Here is a 16615-nt window from a genome sequence, read left to right as displayed (position 1 = left end):
GCGATGGGGAGGACTCCCCGTCGGATCCCGGGCCGAGGATCCTGCGGGAGCGCGCCCCCGAGGCCCGAGGCTCCGCCATACTGGAGAGCGTTCCGACGACCAGCCCACCCTGCGGCGGCACGACCGACGAGCGAGACCCGAGCGAATGTGCCGTCCGAGGAGGAGACGAGCACCGTGCTGACGAGACTCCACGACGCGCTGCGACTGCGCACTTCCCCCACGATCTTCTTCGGCTCGGCGGCGATCATCCTCGCCTTCGTGATCGCCACGATCGCCTTCACCGAGCCGATGGGGGCGGCGACCGACAGCGCCTCGCAATGGCTGATGACCAACCTCGGATGGTTCTACATCCTCGGCGTCACCGTGTTCCTGGCGTTCCTGATCTTCATCGCGGCCGGGCGCTTCGGCCGCGTCAAGCTCGGCCCCGACGACGAGCCGCCCGAGCACTCCGGCACGGCCTGGTTCGCGATGCTCTTCGCCGCCGGCATCGGCTCGATCCTGATGTTCTGGGGCGTCGCCGAGCCGATCAGCCACTTCGGCGACCCGCCGCGCGCCACCGAGCTCGGCCTCGAGGCCGGCACCTGGGCCGCCGCCCGGGACGCCATGAACTTCACCTACTACCACTTCACGCTGCACACCTGGGCGATCTTCACCCTGCCCGCCCTGTGCTTCGCCTACTTCATCCACAAGCGGAACCTGCCCCCGCGCGTGAGCTCGATCTTCCAGCCGCTGCTCGGCGAGGGCATCCACGGGCCGATCGGCAAGATCATCGACATCATCGCGATCATCGGCACCGTCTTCGGGGTCGCGGTCTCGGTGGGGCTGGGCACCCTGCAGATCAACGGCGGCCTCAACCAGCTGTTCGGGGTCCCGGAGAACGCGGTCTGGAACCTCGTCATCATCGGCGTGGTCAGCGGGCTGGCGCTGATCTCGGTGTCCCTCGGCCTGGAGAAGGGGATCAAGGTCCTCTCCAACCTCAACATCGTCATGGCCGTGCTGCTGCTGCTGTTCGTGCTGGTCGCCGGCGGCTCGACCCTCTTCGTCGTCAAGGGGACCCTGGAGTCCTTCGGCAACTACCTGGTCGCCCTGCCGGAGCTCGCGCTGTGGAACGACACCCAGGCCGACTCCGGCTGGCAGAACACCTGGACCGTCTTCTACTGGGCGTGGACCATCACCTGGTCGCCCTTCGTGGGCATCTTCATCGCCCGCATCTCCAAGGGCCGCACCATCCGCCAGTTCGTCTCCGGCGTGCTCGCGGTGCCGGCCGGTTTCTCCGTGATCTGGTTCGGGATCTTCGGCTACGCGAGCTTCGACATCGAGCTGCGCGGCGAGGGCGGGCTCGTGGACCGCGTCGTGGGCGAGGGGGACATCCCCGGCGCGCTGTTCGCATTCCTGGACAACTACCCGGCCGCGTTCTTCGTCTCGGTGATCGCGATCATCGTGGTGGTGATCTTCTTCGTCACCTCCGTGGACTCCGCGGCCCTGGTCACCGACTCGATGGCCAATGGTCACGAGGACTACAACCCGCTGGGCCAGCGCATCTTCTGGGGCGTCGCGATCGGGCTGATCACCGCGACGCTGCTGGTGTTCTCCGGCGAGGACGGTCTGACCGCACTGCAGTCCACGATCATCCTCGTCGGCCTGCCGTTCTTCATCATGGGCTGGTTCCAGATGTACGCCCTGCTGCGCGCGCTGAAGGAGGATGCCGGCGAGCTGCCGCAGATCCGCACCCGCGAATGGGCGCAGGTGCTGCCGCCCGAGGAGTACGAGCGGCGCGAGGAGGACGAGGAGTACGACACCGACGACTACGTCGTCGAGCCGACCTACACCACCGAGGTGCCGGTCATGAGCGACATCTACGAGGACATCGAGGAGGTCGAGCCCGACACGGCGCCCGATGCCGGGACGCTGCCGGCCCGCACCGGCAGCGCACGGGCGGCGCTGCCGGAGGACGGGCGGGACATGTCGCGCTGAGGCGCCCGACCCGTCCGAGGATCAGGCGGGGTCGACCTGGTGGCGTCCCGCGCTGCGGCGGTAGTACATCGCCAGCACCGCGCCGGAGAGGTTGTGCCAGATCGAGAAGATCGCGGCCGGCAGCGCGGCGGCCGGGCTGAACGACGCCGCGGCGAGCGTCGCGGCGAGGCCCGAGTTCTGCATCCCGACCTCGACGGAGGTGGTGCGGGCGGCGCGCTCGCCCTGGCGCAGCAGGCGGGCGGCCCAGTAGCCGATCAGGTAGCCGAGGCCGTTGTGCAGCACCACGGCCAGCAGCACGATCGCTCCGGCGGAGACGATCGCTTCGGTCGAGCCGGAGACCACGGAGACGACGACCAGCGAGATGCCGGCGACGGAGACCCACGGCAGGGCCGGCAGGATCCGGTCCACGAGCTTCCCGGCGATCAGGCGCACCACCAGGCCGCCGACCACCGGGATCAGCACCATCTGCACGATCGACAGCGCCATCGAGCCCGCGTCCACGGGGAGGTACGAGCCGGCGAGCCAGAGGGTCAGCAAGGGGGTGAACAGCGGGGCGAGCAGGGTCGAGATCGAGGTCATCGTCACCGACAGTGCGGTGTCCGCCTTCGCGAGATAGCAGATCACGTTCGAGCTGGTGCCGCCGGGGGCGCAGCCCACGAGGATCACGCCGACGGCCAGCTCGGGGGCAGCTGCAGCAGCAGCGAGACCCCGAGCCCGATCAGCGGCATGATCACGTACTGGGCCACGACGCCGATGAGCACCGGGAGCGGGCGGCGCACGACGAGTGCGAAGTCCGGGAGCGTGAGGGTGAGTCCCATCGCGAACATGATCACGCCCAGGTAGATGCTCGTGAACGGCGCAAGGGCCTGGCCCACGGGCGGGGCGAGGAAGCCGATCGCCGCGGCGACGAGGATCAGGGCGGGGAAGACCGTCACCGCGATGCGCGCGGAGCGGTCCTCCGAGGCGCGCGCGGTGCTCGCGGGCGCGGGGGAGGGGGTCTGGGTGCTCATGGGAGCACTGTACTGCCCTGTGAGACGGCTGTCCGAGATGTGGACGCCTGGTGGTCGTGCCGGCCGTCAGCCCCGCTGGCGCGCCGGGACCTGCCAGGCGTGCACCGGCTCACCCGAGTCGACGGCGGCGCGATAGAGGCGGGTCATCTCCGCGAGCGCCTGCTCACGGGTGCCGCCGCGCAGCTCGAGCGAGGTGACGGTGTCGATCTGCCAGCGGGCGCCGTTGCGGCCCGTGCGGGCGCGCTCGGTGAGGATCTCCTGGTAGCGGGCGATCACCTGTGCGTCGGCGCCGAGCTCGCGCAGCCCCTGCATCGCCTGCGGGATCAGATGCTCCTGGAGGAGGTCCGCGACCCGCACCCGGCCCACCTTCGGCCAGCGCACCCGCGCCTCGAGGCCCCAGCGCGCGCACTGCTGGAAGGAGTCGTCGGCCTGCTCGAAGCTCATCCGCGACCACAGCGGCCGGCGCTCGTGCACCAGCGAGCGGACGATGCCGTAGAAGAACGCGGCGTTCGCGGCCATGTCCGCGGGAGTCGGGCCGGCCGGCAGCAGGCGGTTCTCCAGCCGCAGATGGGGCAGGTCCGTGCCGGGGTCGTAGATCGGCCGGTTCCAGCGCCACACCGTGCCGTTGTGGAGCATCAGCTCGTGCAGGCGGGGGGAGTGGCCATCGGTCAGCAGCGGCTCCTCCGCCATCTCCCGCGACTCGGGGATCAGCGCCGGGAACAGGCGCACGTTCTCCTCGAAGAGGTCGAACATCGAGGTGATCCAGCGCTCCCCGAACCACACCCGCGGCCGCACCCCCTGCGCCGCGTACTCGGGCGGGCGCGTGTCCAGCGCCTGCACGAAGGTGGGGATGCGGGTCTCGTGCCACAGCCGCCTGCCCAGCAGGAACGGGGAGTTCGCGGCGAGCGCGACCTGCGGGCCTGCGATCGCCTGCGCCGCGTTCCAGGCGGCCGCGAACTGCTCCGGCGGCACCTGCAGGTGCAGCTGCATCGAGGTGCACGCGCTCTCCGGCGCGACCGAGTCGAAGGTGGTGTCCACGCCGCGGCCCTCGCCCTCGATCCGCAGGGTGATCTCCTCGCCGCGGGCCTCCATCACGCTGGACTCCAGCGCCTCGTAGCGGGCGCCCGGGGCGCGCCACGCCTCGTCGGCGAAGAGGTCCTCGGAGATCGTGGGCAGGTGGCCGACGGGGACCACGCGCGCCCCGCGGGCCTGCGCCGCCTCGTCGGCCCGGTCGACGGCGGCGCCGAGCGCCGTCTCCAGCTCCCGCAGCCCGGTCCCCGTCGGATGGGTCACCGGGAGGTTCGCCTCGAGGTTGAACCGGCCGATCTCGTGGACGTACTGCTCGTCGTCGAGGTCCTCCAGCAGGGTGTCCGCGATCAGCGCCGGGGCCATCGAGTCGCGGTCGGCGAGGTTCATCTCCAGCTCGACGCCGACGGTCCCCTCGTCCACGAACTCGGCCGTGTCCAGGAAGCTCTCGAAGAGGTCGAGATTCCGTCGCAGCTCCCGCCGATAGCGGGTGCGCTGGGAACGGGTGTACTCGGTGCTGCCGATCTCGCGTCCCATGGGGGTGACCTCCGGTCCTGACGGGTGTGCCCGCTCATCCAAGCACGTGCGGGGGCGGTGCGGCAGGGTCCATCCGCCCCGCGGGAGATGGCGCACATCCGGGGACGGGATTGCCGTGGTGGACATCGGGTCGCGCGCTGCGGGGCGAGGAGCACCGCGCCGCGGTGGTCCACTGTCTCGACGAGGGCGTGGTGGAGGCCGTGCCGCTGTGGAACACCTGGGGCCCGGTGCCCGCCGCGCGGGAGCTGATCGCCCGGTCCCAGGCCGGTGACCTGTACATCGACGCGCTCGAGAGCAGGATCCGGCCCGGCGGCGCGTGACAGACTGGGCGGGTGAGCACGCCGATGAACACCTCCCTGCCCTGGCCCGACGGCGCCGAGGTGCTGCCGATCGCCCCGCTGCGCCCGGTCCTGGACCGCCTGGCCTCCCTCGTCACCGTCCACGATCAGGACGTCGCCATGGTGCCCGGCCTCGCCGTCACCGAGGAGGAGGTCGCCGCCGATCCGCCGCCCGCCCTCGAGCAGCTCGTCGACGAGCTCGGCGGGATCACCCTGTGCGGCCTGCCGGTGCTGACCCTGCTGGTCGAGAACCGCACCGACGTCGGGCCGTACACGCTGCTGGGCGAGGCGACCAGCTACTACCCCCTGTACGAGACCCCGGACACCGCCGTGGTGCTGACCCTCGACGAGCTCGGGACCCCCGGGGCGGTCTACGGCATCGGCGAGGACCTCGCCCTGCAGCTCGCCGCCCCGGACCTGCCCACCTACCTGGGCCTCTTCACCGATGCGCTCGAGGCGACACTCGCCGAGCTCTCCTCCCGCGGCCCCGCCGAGGACGACTCCGAGGGCGAGCGCGCCGAGGCCGCCGAGCAGCTCATGGACGCCCACCTCTTCGCGGCGATCCTCGGCATGGTCGAGGACGTGGCCGAGGCGGAGCTCGTCGCCCCTGCCGCGGGGGAGGCGGAGGGTGCGCTCGCGCTCGCCGACCTGCGCGGCGCCGCGCTCGGCACCCGCGTGGACCCGATGGAGGTCGAGACCGACGGGGACCCGCTGGAGATGCATCTGCGCTGGCGCGCGCACGGCCTCGTGCTCGCCGTGCACGGGGGTTGAGCCGGGCGCGCGGTGACGCCCAGGCACGGCACCTGTGACACCGACGGCGAGGGGCAGATCGCGTACGGCTGGGACCTCCGACGAGCACCGCGCGTCCCCCTAGGAGACCCCTGACTCCGCCGGTCGCGGCCGGGATGGGGAGTCCTCCCCATGGCGGGGTGAGGGCCGGGACGCATAGGTTCGGGGGCGTGCCCGGCGAGGCACGAGGCGGGGACTGCGACACGGTCACTGCGAGGGGAACGGGGAGGCATGAACGGATTCTGGGGGGCGGACGCCGAGGCCCTGCGGACGATGGGCGCGTTCTGCGCCCGGCGTGCGGAGCTGCTCGACGAGCTCGAGGGGCGGCTCTCCGCGGTGATCGAGACCGTCGAGTGGGTGGGGGAGGACGCCGAGCGGTTCCGCGCCGACTGGTCCGGGAGCGTGCGCCCCGGTCTCCAGGACCGCGGTCTCGAGCTGCGCCAGCAGGCGCGACGCCTCGCCCAGCACGCCGAGGAGCAGGAGGCCGCCTCGAGCCCCGACAGCTTCGGCGGCCCCTGGTCGAACCCTGGCGAGTTCCTCGCGGACATGGCGCGGAGGGCGCAGGGGATGCTGCGGGACCTGCTCGGCGGCGGCGCGCTCGGCGGCGAGGGCGGGCCCGCGGGCCGCTTCGCCGACATGCTGCGCGAGGCGCTCGCCACCCCCGAGGGGCGGGCCGCGCTGCTCGGCGCCTTCCTCGGGAACCTGCTCGGCGGGCTGCTCGCCGACCTCGTCCTGCGCGGTCTCGCCCTCGGCATGCTGCTCGAGGAGCTGCTGGCCGGGCTCGGCGCTGGCGGCGGGCTCGGGAACCTGATCGGGGAGGAGGGGCGCCTGGGCGAGGGGCCCGGTGGCGGTGCCGGTGGAGGAGCCAGTGCGGACTCTGGAGCCGGCGTAGAGGGTGCTGGTGGTTCCGGGGGGTCCGCGGGCAGTGAGTCCGGCGGCGGGGCCGGGAGCGAGTCCGGTGGCAGCTCCGGTGGTGGTGGAGGTTCGTCGTCGGGCGGCGGTTCCGGCGGGGGCGGTGCTGCTGAGGGTGCTGGCGGTGCGGAGGCCTCGGGCGGCGGTGCTGCTGAGGGCGCCGGTGAGGGCGCTGCGGCCGGTGGTGCGATGGGCGTCCAGGGACTCGTGGACGGCCCGGCGCAGAGCGCCGGCTCGCTGCCCGCGGGGCGGCTCGAGGCGCCCGGCGCCGAGGAGCACGGCACCCTGTTCGAGCGCCTGGTGGCCATGATCGGAGAGAAGCTCGGCGGCGCCTCCGGTGGCGACGCCCCGAGCCCACGCGGCGCCTCGGCGATCGGCGAGGGGATCGGCTGGGGCTGAGCCGTCGGCGCGGCAGGTCTACCCTGGTGAGACGGCTCCGCATCCCGACGGGCCCCGTGAAGGAGCAGTGACATGACCGCGACCAGCCCCCGTACCCCCGCCCCGGTGCTCGTGCTCGTCCCCGGCGCGACCGGGGCCCCGTCGGGCGGCGGACCCGGCTACCGCCTCGCCGACCCCACGGTCCCGCAGCTCTCCGTCACCGACCTCGTCGCCACCCGCGGCGACGGCGTCTTCGAGACCATCGGCGCTTTCGACGGCAGCCCCGTCAACGTCGGCCCCCACCTCGCCCGCCTCGCCCGCAGCGCCGAGATGATCGACCTGCCCGCCCCCGACCAGGCGCTGCTCGCCGAGGCAGTCGACGCCGCGATCGCCGCCCACGAGAGCGTCGCCGAGCTCAGCGTGCGCGTGATGTACACCCGCGGCGTCGAGGGCACCGGCACGCCCACCTGCTGGATCCACGCCAAGGCCTCCGACGACTGGAGCCCGTACCGGGCCGGGATGAAGGTGGCCGTGCTGGACCGGGGCCTGGCCACCACCGCCGCGGAGACCAGCCCCTGGCTGCTGCAGGGCGCGAAGACCCTCAGCTACGCCGTGAACATGGCCGCGGTGCGCGAGGCGAAGCGCCGCGGCGCCGCCGACGTCCTCTTCGTCTCCAGCGACGGCTACGCCCTCGAGGGCCCCACCTCCACCCTGCTCGTGCGCCGCGGCGACTCCTTCCTCACCACCCCCGCGAGCGCCGGCGTGCTCGCGGGCACCGCTGTCGCGACCCTCTTCGAATGGCTGCGCGAGCAGCAGGGCCTCGCCACCGGTGAGGAGCTCATGACCATCGAGGACGTCAAGGGCTCCGACGGCGCCTGGCTGCTGTCCTCCACCCGCCTCGCCGCCCCGATCACCCACCTCGACGAGCACGAGCTGCCCGTCGACGCCGAGCTCACCGCCCGCTTCGAGCGCGTGCTCAAGGGCGGGATCTGATCAGGCGCGGGACCTGAGCGCGAGCACCTCGCGGGCGAGGTCGACATCCACCACCAGGGTGTCGATCGCGCCGCTGCGCAGCACCCCCACCGCCCCGGGCGCCTTCTCCTCCCCGGCCGCGACGCCCAGGACCTCCGGGATCCGCAGCAGCTCCGAGAAGGTCACCGCGAGCACCCGCTGATCCGTCGGCGCCCCGAGCGGGATCCCCTCGGCGTCCACGAACCGGCCGCACACATCGCCCACCGGGCGCTGCGCCTCGAAGGCCTCGCGCTCCTCCTCGCCGAGCGCCATCAGGTCCAGCACGTGAGGGGAGGAGTGCACGCCGAGCGAGCCGATGCCCACCACCGCGAGCTCGACCTGCGCGGCCGCCTCCAGCACGGTGCGGATCGAGGACTCCGCCCGCAGCGTGGCGACCGCTGTCGCGGACTCCAGCACCGCCGGGGCGTAGAGCGTCCGCGGCGTCGCCCCGAGCCGCGAGGCGAGCACCCGCAGCACGGACTCGCCGGAGTCGAACTGGTCCAGGGCGCTGTGCCCGCCCACCAGCGGCAGCACCGTCGGCGTCGGCCGGGGGCGGAGGGAGTCCAGGGCGGCGACGACGCTCTGGACCGTCTGCCCCCAGGAGACGCCGAGGCTGCGCACACGGCCCGCGCGCTCGGCGATCAGTGCTGCGCCCTGTCGCGCGACCGACTCCATCGCCGAGGCCCGCGGCGCGGAGACCACATGCGCCTCCCGCAGCGAGAACGTCGCCCGCAGTGCTGCCTCGAGCGCCACGTCGCGGCGCGGCGGGCCGTCGGGGTCGTGGATCGTGATCTCGACGATCCCGCGCTCCCTGGCCTGGGAGAGGATCCGCGAGACGTTCGAGCGGGACAGTCCCAGCTCCTTCGCCACCTCCGTCTGCGAGCGGCCCTGCTCGTGGTACAGGCGCGCCGCGCGCACCACGAGGGCGGTGTCTCGAGGGGCGGGCATGGGCTCTCCTGGCGGGCGGCGGCGCGGGACGCGCCGGACGGAACGAGCCCAGCGTACGCAGGCGAGCGCCGACGGGTGCCAGAATCAGGGGGTCGCCGTCCGGGAGGAACCATGAGCACAGATCCGCGCACGCCCCGCGCACCGCTCGCGCTGAGCCTCGTCCTCGCCCGCCTCGAGGCGGCCGACGCGGCCGACGCGCTGCGCACCCTCGCCGGGCACCTGCTGGACGACGGCGCCGTCACCGACGCCTTCCCCGAAGCGCTGCAGGCGCGCGAGCAGCGCTACCCGACGGGCCTGCCCACCCCGATCCCCACCGCGATCCCGCACGCCGACCCCGAGCACGTGCTCGTCCCGGGCCTGGCGCTCGCGACCCTCGCCCGCCCCGTCGCCTTCGGCGAGATGGGGGCCGGCGGCGGGGAGGTCCCGGTGCAGCTGCTGGCCATGCCGCTGCTGACCGACGCGCGCGAGCACCTCGCCGCCCTGCAGCGCCTGATGGCCCTGCTGCAGGACGAGCAGGCGGTCGCCGCGCTGCTCGAGGCCGAGGACGGGCGGACGCTGAGGGCACGGGCCGAGGCGCTGCTGGGACGGGCAGAGGACGAGGAGGAGCTCGCATGAGGAGCCCCAGACTGGGAGTGAAGGCGCTGATCGTCCGCGAGGGGCAGGTGCTGATGAACCGCTACCTGGAACCGGACGGTCGGGAGGTGTTCGCCCTGCCCGGCGGCGGGCAGGAGCACGGCGAGGACCAGACCGCGGCGATGGTCCGCGAGTGCCGCGAGGAGATCGGCGCCGAGGTCGAGGTGCACCAGCCCGCCTGCCTGTTCGAGATCATGATGGACCGACGCATGGTCGACGGCTCCCCGATCCCGCCGTTCCACCAGGTCAACGTCGCCTACTGGTGCGGCCTGGCCGAAGGGGAGGAGCCCGGGGAGGGCACCCAGCCGGACCCCGGCCAGGCCGGCACCGCCTGGCTGGCGCTGGACCGGCTCGGCGAGCACGTCGTCCACCCGCCCGAGCTCGCCCGCTGGCTCGAGCAGGACCCCGGCTCCCGGCCGTTCAGCCTCGGAGTGTGCCGCGGCTGAGCGAGCGATAGCCTGGGGGAGTGTCCAGCGGCGGTCGAGTCCGCCGCGACCCGAGAGCAAGGAGCCCCATGACCACCTCGCCCCGCATCTCCTTCCACGACGGCCGCTCCATCCCGCAGCTCGGCTACGGCGTGTGGCAGGTCGAGAACGAGGTCGCCGCCGACGTCGTCGTCAAGGCCCTCGAGGCCGGCTACCGCCACATCGACACCGCCCGCGGCTACAACAACGAGGCCGGCGTGGGCCAGGCCCTGAAGGCCGCCGGCCTCCCGCGCGACGAGGTCTTCGTGACCTCGAAGGTCCCCAACCAGGACCAGGGCCGCGACGCGACCCTGCGCTCCTTCGACGCGACCATGGAGGACCTGGGCCTCGACGAGCTCGACCTCTACCTCATCCACTGGCCCGCCCCGTCCAAGGGCCTGGCCCTGGAGACCTGGAAGGCGCTCGTGGAGCTCAGGGAGCAGGGCCGGATCCGCTCCATCGGCGTCTCGAACTTCCGCCGCGAGGACATCGAGACGATCGAGGCCGAGACCGGCGTGCTGCCCGTCCTGAACCAGATCGAGGTCCACCCGTACCTCGGCAACGCCGAGCTGCGCGCCTTCCACGCCGAGAAGGGCATCGTCACCGAGGCCTGGTCGCCGCTGGGCCAGGGCGGCGGCGAGCTCGAGGACCCGGTGGTCACCGCCGTCGCCGAGGCGCACGGCGCGAGCCCCGCCCAGGTGCTGCTCGCCTGGAACCTCGCGCTCGGCAACGTGGTGGTCTCGAAGTCCGTCACCCCCGAGCGGATCGCCGCGAACCTCGCCTCCCTCGAGCTCACGCTCACCGATGACGAGATCGCGAAGATCGCCGCCCTCGACAAGGGCGCCGCCGGCCGCCAGGGCCCGGACCCCGACACCTTCGCCGGTCACCAGGGCGCCTGAGCTCGACCCGTACGGCCGCGGCCCCGCCGCACGCCACGACGCGCCGCGTCTCCCACCTGGGAGGCGCGGCGCGTCGTCGTGCGGGGAGAGCTCCGACGAGGTCGGCTCCGCCGCCGGGGTGACGCCGTCCGTCGGCCGGCCGTCCTCGCCGTCCGGTCGCTGCACTCGCCCGGCCGCCTTCACGAGCCCGGCTGCGGAGGGTTTTGCTGCCGTGAGGACTCATCTGCGCCCGGGCATGAGTCGTGGCGTCACAGAAGGTGCGGGCGGCGCAGCCTTAGGGTCGGGCTTCGACACACCGGTGCCGGTGCCGGACAGGAGAGGGATGTGAGCACACCGCAGAGTCCCGATCCCGAGCAGCGATTCACCGCGCTGTTCGACGGCACGTACGGCGACGTCCTCCGCTTCGTCTGCCGTCGGCACGGGGACGATGACGCTGCGCGAGGGAGCGTGATGGCGACTGCCCACCGGCTGAAGGGTCCCGAGCAGGAGATGTCACGCCACGACTCACGCGGCGGCGCGCATGAGTCGTGGCGTGACAGAACGTGGGCCGGGCTGCGCCGACGCGGGCGCCGACGGGCTCAGGCGCGGACGGTCGCGCCCTCGAGCGTCGCGGCATGAGGGTCGAAGTCCGCGGGCATCGGCTCGACCTCGGCGAAGGTCGAGCCGATCTCCACGATCCGGTTCTCGGCGATCGCCGTCTCGATCCCGACCATCACGTCGAGCACGTGCGCAGCGATCTCGCCCTGGGCGCGGTGCGGCACCCCGGCGCGCAGCGCACGGGCCATCTCGAGGACGCCCAGGCCGCGACCGGTCGTCGCCCCGGAAGCCGGGACCGGCGTGGCCTCCGTGCCGCGGTAGGCCGTCAGGGCGCTGTCGCCGTCGAAGACGTTCGGGTCCGGGAAGGCGAGCGTCGCCTCGGTGCCGTACACCTCGACGAAGCCGGTGCGGGTGTGCGGGGAGTCGAAGCTCAGCAGCACCGTCGCGTTCTGGCCCGAGGCGAAGCGCAGCAGGGCCGCGACCTGGGTCGGGACGGTGACGTCGAAGACCTCCCCGGCCTTGGGGCCGGAGCCGATGGTGCGCTGCTCGCGCGCCTTCGAGCCGACCGCACTGACCGAGACGACCGGGCCGAGCGCGAGCACCAGGGTGGTCGTGTAGTAGGGGGCGATGTCGTACAGCGGGCCGGCGCCTTCCTGGAAGAGGAAGGCGGGGTTGGGGTGCCAGGACTCCGGCCCCGGGGACTGGAACAGGGTCAGCGCGCTCGCGGGCGCGCCGATCTCGCCGTCCCGCAGGGTGCGCAGCGCGGTCTGGATCCCGGCGCCGAGCACGGTGTCCGGCGCGCCGCCGACGCGCACCCCCGCGTCGCGGGCCGCCTCGAGAAGGGCCTTCGCGTCGGCCGGGTCGGTGGTGATCGGCTTCTCGGTCCACACGTGCTTGCCTGCCGCGACGATCGCGCGCGAGACCTCGGCGTGAGCGGTGGGGATCGTCAGGTTCACGACGATCTCGACATCGGGATGGGCGAGGACGTCGTCGGCAGTGCCCGAGGCAGGCACCCCGAACTCGGCGGCGCGGGCCGCGGCGGCCTCGGGGAACAGGTCCCCGACGATGCGGACCGTCACGTCCGGGAAGGAGGTGAGATGGGTGAGGTACTCGGCGGAGATGGTGCCGGCGCCGATGAGGCCGACGCCGACGGGTCCGGTGTGCTGCTGAGGCATGGAGGGTCCTTGCGGTGGAGGTCGGGAGGGTGGTGCGGAGGGAATCAGGCGGCGGTGCGCAGGTGGGCGAGGGACGCGGCGATGCCCTCGAGCATGTCGCCGGCGTAGTCGTCGAACTCGATCACGCCGTAGGCGACGTCCCGGGACGCGGCGAGCGTCTCGGCCAGGGGCATCGCACCGGTGCCGAGCGGGAGCTGCGCGGCGGGATCCTCGGAGAGGTCGCCGTCCTTGAGATGGACCAGCTGCACCCTCTCGCCGAGGGAGGCGAGGAGGGCGGGGACGTCGGCCCCGCCGACGGCGGCCCAGTAGGTGTCGATCTCGAGCACCACCCGGGGGTCGAGGGCGTCGGCGAAGACCTCGAGCGCGGTGCGGCCCTCGAGCCGGGAGGCGATCTCGAAGTGGTGGTTGTGATAGCCGAGGCGCAGGCCGTGCTCAGCGGCGATCGCGGCGCGCTCGTTCAGCCGATCGGCGAGCGCCCGCACCCGGTCGGCGTCGGTCCAGTCCGCCGGGTCCCAGTAGGGATCGACGAGATACTGCACGCCGACGGCCTCGGCGGCCTCGAGCACGGCGGGGAGGTCCACCTCGCCGAGGAGGGACTGGTGCGCGCTCGGGAAGTCGAGCGGCAGCTCGCCGCGGGCGCGCACGAGCGCATCGCGATGCTCGAGCAGGTGGAAGGGCTCGGCATGGACGAGCCCGAGGTCGACCAGGCGACGGAGCGTACCGAGGTGGTCCTCGGCGAGCTGCTCGCGCACGCTGTAGAGCTGGACGGAGATCTCCATGGGGTCCTCTCTGGGAGTGGGGGAGGGGCGGTCACTTCACGGCGCCGGCGGTGAGCCCGGCGACGAAGTTCTTCTGCATCATCAGGAAGCCGACGACCACCGGGATCGACACCGCGATCGAGGCGGCGAGGACCTGGTTCCAGTAGACGTTGGTCTGGGTGGCGTACTGCCGCAGGCCGACGGCGAGGGTGCGGGTCTCCTCCGTGGTCAGCACGGAGGCGAAGAGCACCTCGCCCCACGCCGTCATGAAGGCGTAGATCGCGACGGCGACGATGCCGGGCCGCGCCGCGGGGAGGATGATCCGCAGCAGGATCGTGAGGTTGCCGGCGCCGTCGACCTTGCCCGCCTGGTCCAGCTCGCGCGGGATCCCGTCGAAGTAGCCGGCGAGCATCCAGATCGAGAAGGGCAGCGAGAAGGTCAGATAGGTGATGATCAGGCCGATCCGCGTGCCCACCAGCGGGACGCCGAAGGTCGCGTCGATGTTGACGAAGATCAGGTACAGCGGCAGCAGGAACAGCACGCCGGGGAACATCTGGGTGGACAGCACCGCGGTCATGAACGGGGTGCGCCCGCGGAAGCGCCAGCGGGAGACGGCGTAGGCCGCGAAGATCGCGACCGCGACGCTGAACAGGGTGGCGATCGAGGTGACCACGAGCGAGTTCATGAAGTACCGCGCGAGCGGCACCGTCGACCACATCTCGATGAACGGCTCGATCGTCACCCGGCTGGGGAGCCAGGAGAATCCGGCCTGCACATCGCCCAGCGGCTTGAGGCTCGTGGTGACCATGACGTACAGCGGCAGCAGCACGAAGACGCTCAGCACCACGAGCACGACGGCGCGGAAGATCTTCTCTCCGAGGGTCTCACGCATGGGAGCGCCCCTTCCTCCATTGGGTGGCGTACAGGTAGAGCAGCGACACGGCCAGCAGGAACAGCAGCAGGAGCACGCTCATCGCGCTGCCCACGCCGAAGTCCCAGGACAGGAACGAGGCGTTGTAGATGTGGAAGCTGATGAGGTCTCCGGCGGGCGGCTGCGCGGTGCCGAAGAGGATGTACGGGGTGTTGAAGTCGTTGAACACCCACAGGAACATCACCAGCAGCATCGTCTGGTTCACCGGTGCCAGCATCGGGAGGGTGACCGCCCGCCACTGCCGCAGCGGGGTGGCGCCGTCCATGGCGCTGGCCTCGTAGAGCTCGTCGGGGATCGACTGCAGCCCGGCCATGAACATGAGGAAGGCGAAGGGCCACATGCGCCAGATCGCGACGACCACCACGGAGACGAAGGCGTTGTCGCCGATCAGCCAGAACGGGGCCTCGTCCAGGATCCCCAGCTGGTCGACCAGGAGGTGGTTGATGACGCCGGTGTCCCGCTGGAGCATTAAGTTCCAGGTGATCACGGCGGCGTAGAGCGGCAGGGCGTAGGGGACCAGGAACAGGGTGCGGAACACCCCGCGTCCCCGAAAGGGGCGCTGCAGGGCGACGGCCGCGGCCATGCCCAGGCCCCAGCTCAGCCCCACCACCAGCGCGGTGAACGCGACGGTGACCAGGAAGGAGCTCAGCAGCTCCTGGCCGATCGGGGTGTCGAGGTCCACCGCGATGCGGTAGTTGTCCAGCCCGGCGAAGGGGGCCTCGGTCCAGCGGCGGATGAAGAACTTCGTCAGCTCCACGAAGCTCATCCAGAAACCCGTGATCATCGGGACCACGTGGATGAGCAGCTCGAGGATCACCGCCGGCAGCAGGATCAGGTACGGGAACCAGGTGCGCTGTCGGCGGCGCGGGGCCGAGGGCTCCGCGTTCGAGGACGGCGTCGTGGTCCCGTGGGGGACGGTGGTGGTCATGGTGCCCTTCCTCAGGCCCGGATCGAGTCCTGGGCCGTCTGCATCGCGGTGACGATGTCCTCGCGGGTGACCTTCCCCCGGTCGCGATGGTCGCGAACATCGAGTTCATCGCCTGGCCGACCGTCGTCTCGAACTGGTCCTCCCAGGGCACCAGCGGCAGCGGGGTGGAGCGCTCCGCATAGATCTCCATGAACATCTCCGCCTGTTCGGCGTCCTCGGTGAAGGTGGGCTCGCCGTCCACGAGTACGGGCAGCGAGGCGAAGGGCTTGCCGAGCTCGGCCTGGATCTCGGGGGAGGTCATGAACTTCATGAAGGCCAGCGCGCCGTCGCGGTTGTCGGTGTCGGCCATGGCGGCGAGGTTGATGCCGGCCAGGTGGGAGGCGCAGTCGTCGACCGCGTCGGCCGGGGCGGGGAAGGGGATGGCCTTGAAGTCTTCGGGGGACATCCCCTGGGACTCGATGGTGGCGTTGGCGTTGTTCTGGTTGATGATCATCGCCGCCTCGCCGTTGGCGAAGGCGGTGACGGACTTGGTGCCGTTGTCGAACTGGGCGTTGGAGGGGTTGACGACCTTGTGCTCCTGCATGAGGTCGAGATAGCGCAGGATCCCGTCGACGACGCCGTCCTCGGTGAAGGTGGGCTTGCCGTCGGCGTCGTTCAGGGCGGCGCCGTTCTGGGTGGCGTTGATGAAGGCGAAGTGGTTGTTCTCGGTGTAGGAGCCGGCGGCGAGGGACATGCCGTACACGCCCTTGTCCGGGTCGGTGAGCGCCTTCGCGGCCTCGACCATCTCCTCCCAGGTGGTGGGCGGCTCGATGCCCGCCTCCTCGAACATCTTCACGTTGTAGTACATGCCGTAGGCGAGCCCGTAGAGCGGGATGGAGGCGGGGTCGGTGCCCTCCTCGCCGCCGGTGGCGAGGGCCGCCTCGACGTACTGCTCGCGACCGCCGAGGGCCTCGAACTCGGCATCGCCCAGCTCGAGCAGCCCGCCGGTGGCCTGCAGGCTGACGCCCCAGGTGTTCCCGATGTTGAGCACGTCGGGGCCCTGGCCGGAGGTGATCGCCGTCTGGATGCGGGTCTGCAGGTCGGCCCAGCCGATCACCTCGAGGGAGACCTCGATCCCGGTCTCCTCGGTGAACTTCTCGAGGACGGGGGTGAGCACCTCCTTGTCGTTCTCGAGGCTGGTGCCCTGGTTCGAGGCCCAGTAGGTGAGGGAGTCGTTGGAGCCGCCGGAGCCGGAGGAGCCGCAGGCGGCGAGGCCTGTGGCGCCGGCGGCGGCGAGAGGGGCGGCGGTGAGAAGGGTGCGACGTCGCATCGGGATCTCCTTGAGGGGCCGTCGTCGATGACGGGCGGGGTGGGGGCTGTCGCCTGCT

14 protein-coding genes and 2 pseudogenes are annotated in these 16615 nt (G+C 72.1%); 8 read left to right on the top strand and 8 right to left on the bottom strand.

The features are described from left to right. Window positions 1-174: 174 nt before the first annotated feature. A complete protein-coding gene (locus tag RBL05_RS08565) occupies window positions 175-1974 on the top strand; it encodes a BCCT family transporter (RefSeq protein ID WP_308739864.1) in 1800 nt (599 codons plus the stop codon). Between the two features lie 21 nt (window positions 1975-1995). Here RBL05_RS08565 and RBL05_RS08560 read toward each other — a convergent pair. Together RBL05_RS08560 and RBL05_RS08555 are read right to left on the bottom strand one after the other, a co-directional pair. Further along, window positions 1996-2984, bottom strand: a pseudogene (locus RBL05_RS08560) (bile acid:sodium symporter family protein). Window positions 2985-3050: 66 nt separating this feature from the next. Further along, on the bottom strand, window positions 3051-4547 hold the full coding sequence (locus RBL05_RS08555) for a glutamate--cysteine ligase (protein WP_308739865.1): 1497 nt from the start codon (window positions 4545-4547) through the stop codon (window positions 3051-3053). Between the two features lie 164 nt (window positions 4548-4711). On the opposite strand from RBL05_RS08555, the gene RBL05_RS08550 reads away from it, so the two are divergent. The 4 genes from RBL05_RS08550 (at window position 4712) to RBL05_RS08535 (ending at window position 7957) form a co-directional block, all read left to right on the top strand. Further along, the gene (locus RBL05_RS08550) at window positions 4712-4867 is read left to right on the top strand and encodes a hypothetical protein (RefSeq protein ID WP_308739866.1); all 156 of its coding nucleotides are present in this window, start codon (window positions 4712-4714) and stop codon (window positions 4865-4867) included. A gap of 12 nt (window positions 4868-4879) precedes the next feature. Continuing rightward, window positions 4880-5656, top strand: coding sequence for a hypothetical protein (locus RBL05_RS08545; protein ID WP_308739867.1), 777 nt, complete (start codon window positions 4880-4882; stop codon window positions 5654-5656). A gap of 249 nt (window positions 5657-5905) precedes the next feature. Next, window positions 5906-6985 carry a hypothetical protein gene (locus RBL05_RS08540; RefSeq protein WP_308739868.1) on the top strand — a complete coding sequence of 360 codons (1080 nt, stop codon included), beginning with the start codon at window positions 5906-5908 and terminating at the stop codon, window positions 6983-6985. A 72-nt stretch (window positions 6986-7057) separates the two neighbouring features. Beyond that, on the top strand, window positions 7058-7957 hold the full coding sequence (locus RBL05_RS08535) for an aminodeoxychorismate lyase (protein ID WP_308739869.1): 900 nt from the start codon (window positions 7058-7060) through the stop codon (window positions 7955-7957). Here RBL05_RS08535 and RBL05_RS08530 read toward each other — a convergent pair whose 3' ends face one another. Beyond that, window positions 7958-8923 carry a sugar-binding transcriptional regulator gene (locus RBL05_RS08530; RefSeq protein ID WP_308739870.1) on the bottom strand — a complete coding sequence of 322 codons (966 nt, stop codon included), beginning with the start codon at window positions 8921-8923 and terminating at the stop codon, window positions 7958-7960. Between the two features lie 111 nt (window positions 8924-9034). On the opposite strand from RBL05_RS08530, the gene RBL05_RS08525 reads away from it, so the two are divergent. The 3 genes from RBL05_RS08525 to RBL05_RS08515 all read left to right on the top strand — a co-directional run bounded on the left by RBL05_RS08525 (window position 9035) and on the right by RBL05_RS08515 (window position 10919). Then, the gene (locus RBL05_RS08525; RefSeq protein WP_318603557.1) at window positions 9035-9538 is read left to right on the top strand and encodes a PTS sugar transporter subunit IIA; all 504 of its coding nucleotides are present in this window, start codon (window positions 9035-9037) and stop codon (window positions 9536-9538) included. Next, window positions 9535-10002, top strand: a complete 468-nt coding sequence (locus tag RBL05_RS08520; RefSeq protein WP_308739872.1) for an NUDIX domain-containing protein — start codon at window positions 9535-9537, stop codon at window positions 10000-10002. The genes RBL05_RS08525 and RBL05_RS08520 overlap by 4 nt, the downstream gene beginning before the upstream one ends. 68 nt (window positions 10003-10070) lie before the next feature. After that, window positions 10071-10919 (top strand): aldo/keto reductase, encoded by an 849-nt coding sequence (locus tag RBL05_RS08515; protein WP_308739873.1) that lies wholly within the window; start codon window positions 10071-10073, stop codon window positions 10917-10919. A 578-nt stretch (window positions 10920-11497) separates the two neighbouring features. On the opposite strand, the gene RBL05_RS08510 is transcribed toward RBL05_RS08515, so the two are convergent. The 5 genes and pseudogenes from RBL05_RS08510 to RBL05_RS08490 all read right to left on the bottom strand — a co-directional run. Then, window positions 11498-12631, bottom strand: coding sequence for a Gfo/Idh/MocA family protein (locus RBL05_RS08510; RefSeq protein WP_308739874.1), 1134 nt, complete (start codon window positions 12629-12631; stop codon window positions 11498-11500). A gap of 44 nt (window positions 12632-12675) precedes the next feature. Beyond that, window positions 12676-13410 carry a sugar phosphate isomerase/epimerase family protein gene (locus tag RBL05_RS08505; protein WP_308739875.1) on the bottom strand — a complete coding sequence of 245 codons (735 nt, stop codon included), beginning with the start codon at window positions 13408-13410 and terminating at the stop codon, window positions 12676-12678. A 31-nt stretch (window positions 13411-13441) separates the two neighbouring features. Next, window positions 13442-14281, bottom strand: a complete 840-nt coding sequence (locus RBL05_RS08500) for a carbohydrate ABC transporter permease (protein ID WP_308739876.1) — start codon at window positions 14279-14281, stop codon at window positions 13442-13444. After that, entirely contained in the window at window positions 14274-15248 is a 975-nt protein-coding gene (locus RBL05_RS08495) for a carbohydrate ABC transporter permease (RefSeq protein WP_308739877.1), read from the bottom strand. Before RBL05_RS08495 ends, RBL05_RS08500 begins: the two co-directional genes overlap by 8 nt. A gap of 301 nt (window positions 15249-15549) precedes the next feature. Continuing rightward, a pseudogene (locus tag RBL05_RS08490) lies at window positions 15550-16557 on the bottom strand (ABC transporter substrate-binding protein); the annotation flags it as partial. Window positions 16558-16615: the final 58 nt, after the last annotated feature.

This window comes from Brachybacterium sp. GU-2, assembly GCF_030866705.2.
GTDB classification, from domain to species: domain Bacteria; phylum Actinomycetota; class Actinomycetes; order Actinomycetales; family Dermabacteraceae; genus Brachybacterium; species Brachybacterium conglomeratum.
Note: the sequence above shows the minus strand (reverse complement) of the source record. Positions and strands in the feature narration are given on the sequence as shown.

Bases quoted from the DNA above. Each gene is read 5' to 3' on its own strand.
- RBL05_RS08515 (WP_308739873.1), top strand. From the start codon at position 10,071: ATGACCACCTCGCCCCGCATCTCCTTCCACGACGGCCGCTCCATCCCG.
- RBL05_RS08520 (WP_308739872.1), top strand. From the start codon at position 9,535: ATGAGGAGCCCCAGACTGGGAGTGAAGGCGCTGATCGTCCGCGAGGGG.
- RBL05_RS08495 (WP_308739877.1), bottom strand. From the start codon at position 15,248: ATGACCACCACCGTCCCCCACGGGACCACGACGCCGTCCTCGAACGCG.
- RBL05_RS08530 (WP_308739870.1), bottom strand. From the start codon at position 8,923: ATGCCCGCCCCTCGAGACACCGCCCTCGTGGTGCGCGCGGCGCGCCTG.
- RBL05_RS08540 (WP_308739868.1), top strand. From the start codon at position 5,906: ATGAACGGATTCTGGGGGGCGGACGCCGAGGCCCTGCGGACGATGGGC.
- RBL05_RS08500 (WP_308739876.1), bottom strand. From the start codon at position 14,281: ATGCGTGAGACCCTCGGAGAGAAGATCTTCCGCGCCGTCGTGCTCGTG.
- RBL05_RS08555 (WP_308739865.1), bottom strand. From the start codon at position 4,547: ATGGGACGCGAGATCGGCAGCACCGAGTACACCCGTTCCCAGCGCACC.
- RBL05_RS08510 (WP_308739874.1), bottom strand. From the start codon at position 12,631: ATGCCTCAGCAGCACACCGGACCCGTCGGCGTCGGCCTCATCGGCGCC.
- RBL05_RS08505 (WP_308739875.1), bottom strand. From the start codon at position 13,410: ATGGAGATCTCCGTCCAGCTCTACAGCGTGCGCGAGCAGCTCGCCGAG.
- RBL05_RS08535 (WP_308739869.1), top strand. From the start codon at position 7,058: ATGACCGCGACCAGCCCCCGTACCCCCGCCCCGGTGCTCGTGCTCGTC.
- RBL05_RS08525 (WP_318603557.1), top strand. From the start codon at position 9,035: ATGAGCACAGATCCGCGCACGCCCCGCGCACCGCTCGCGCTGAGCCTC.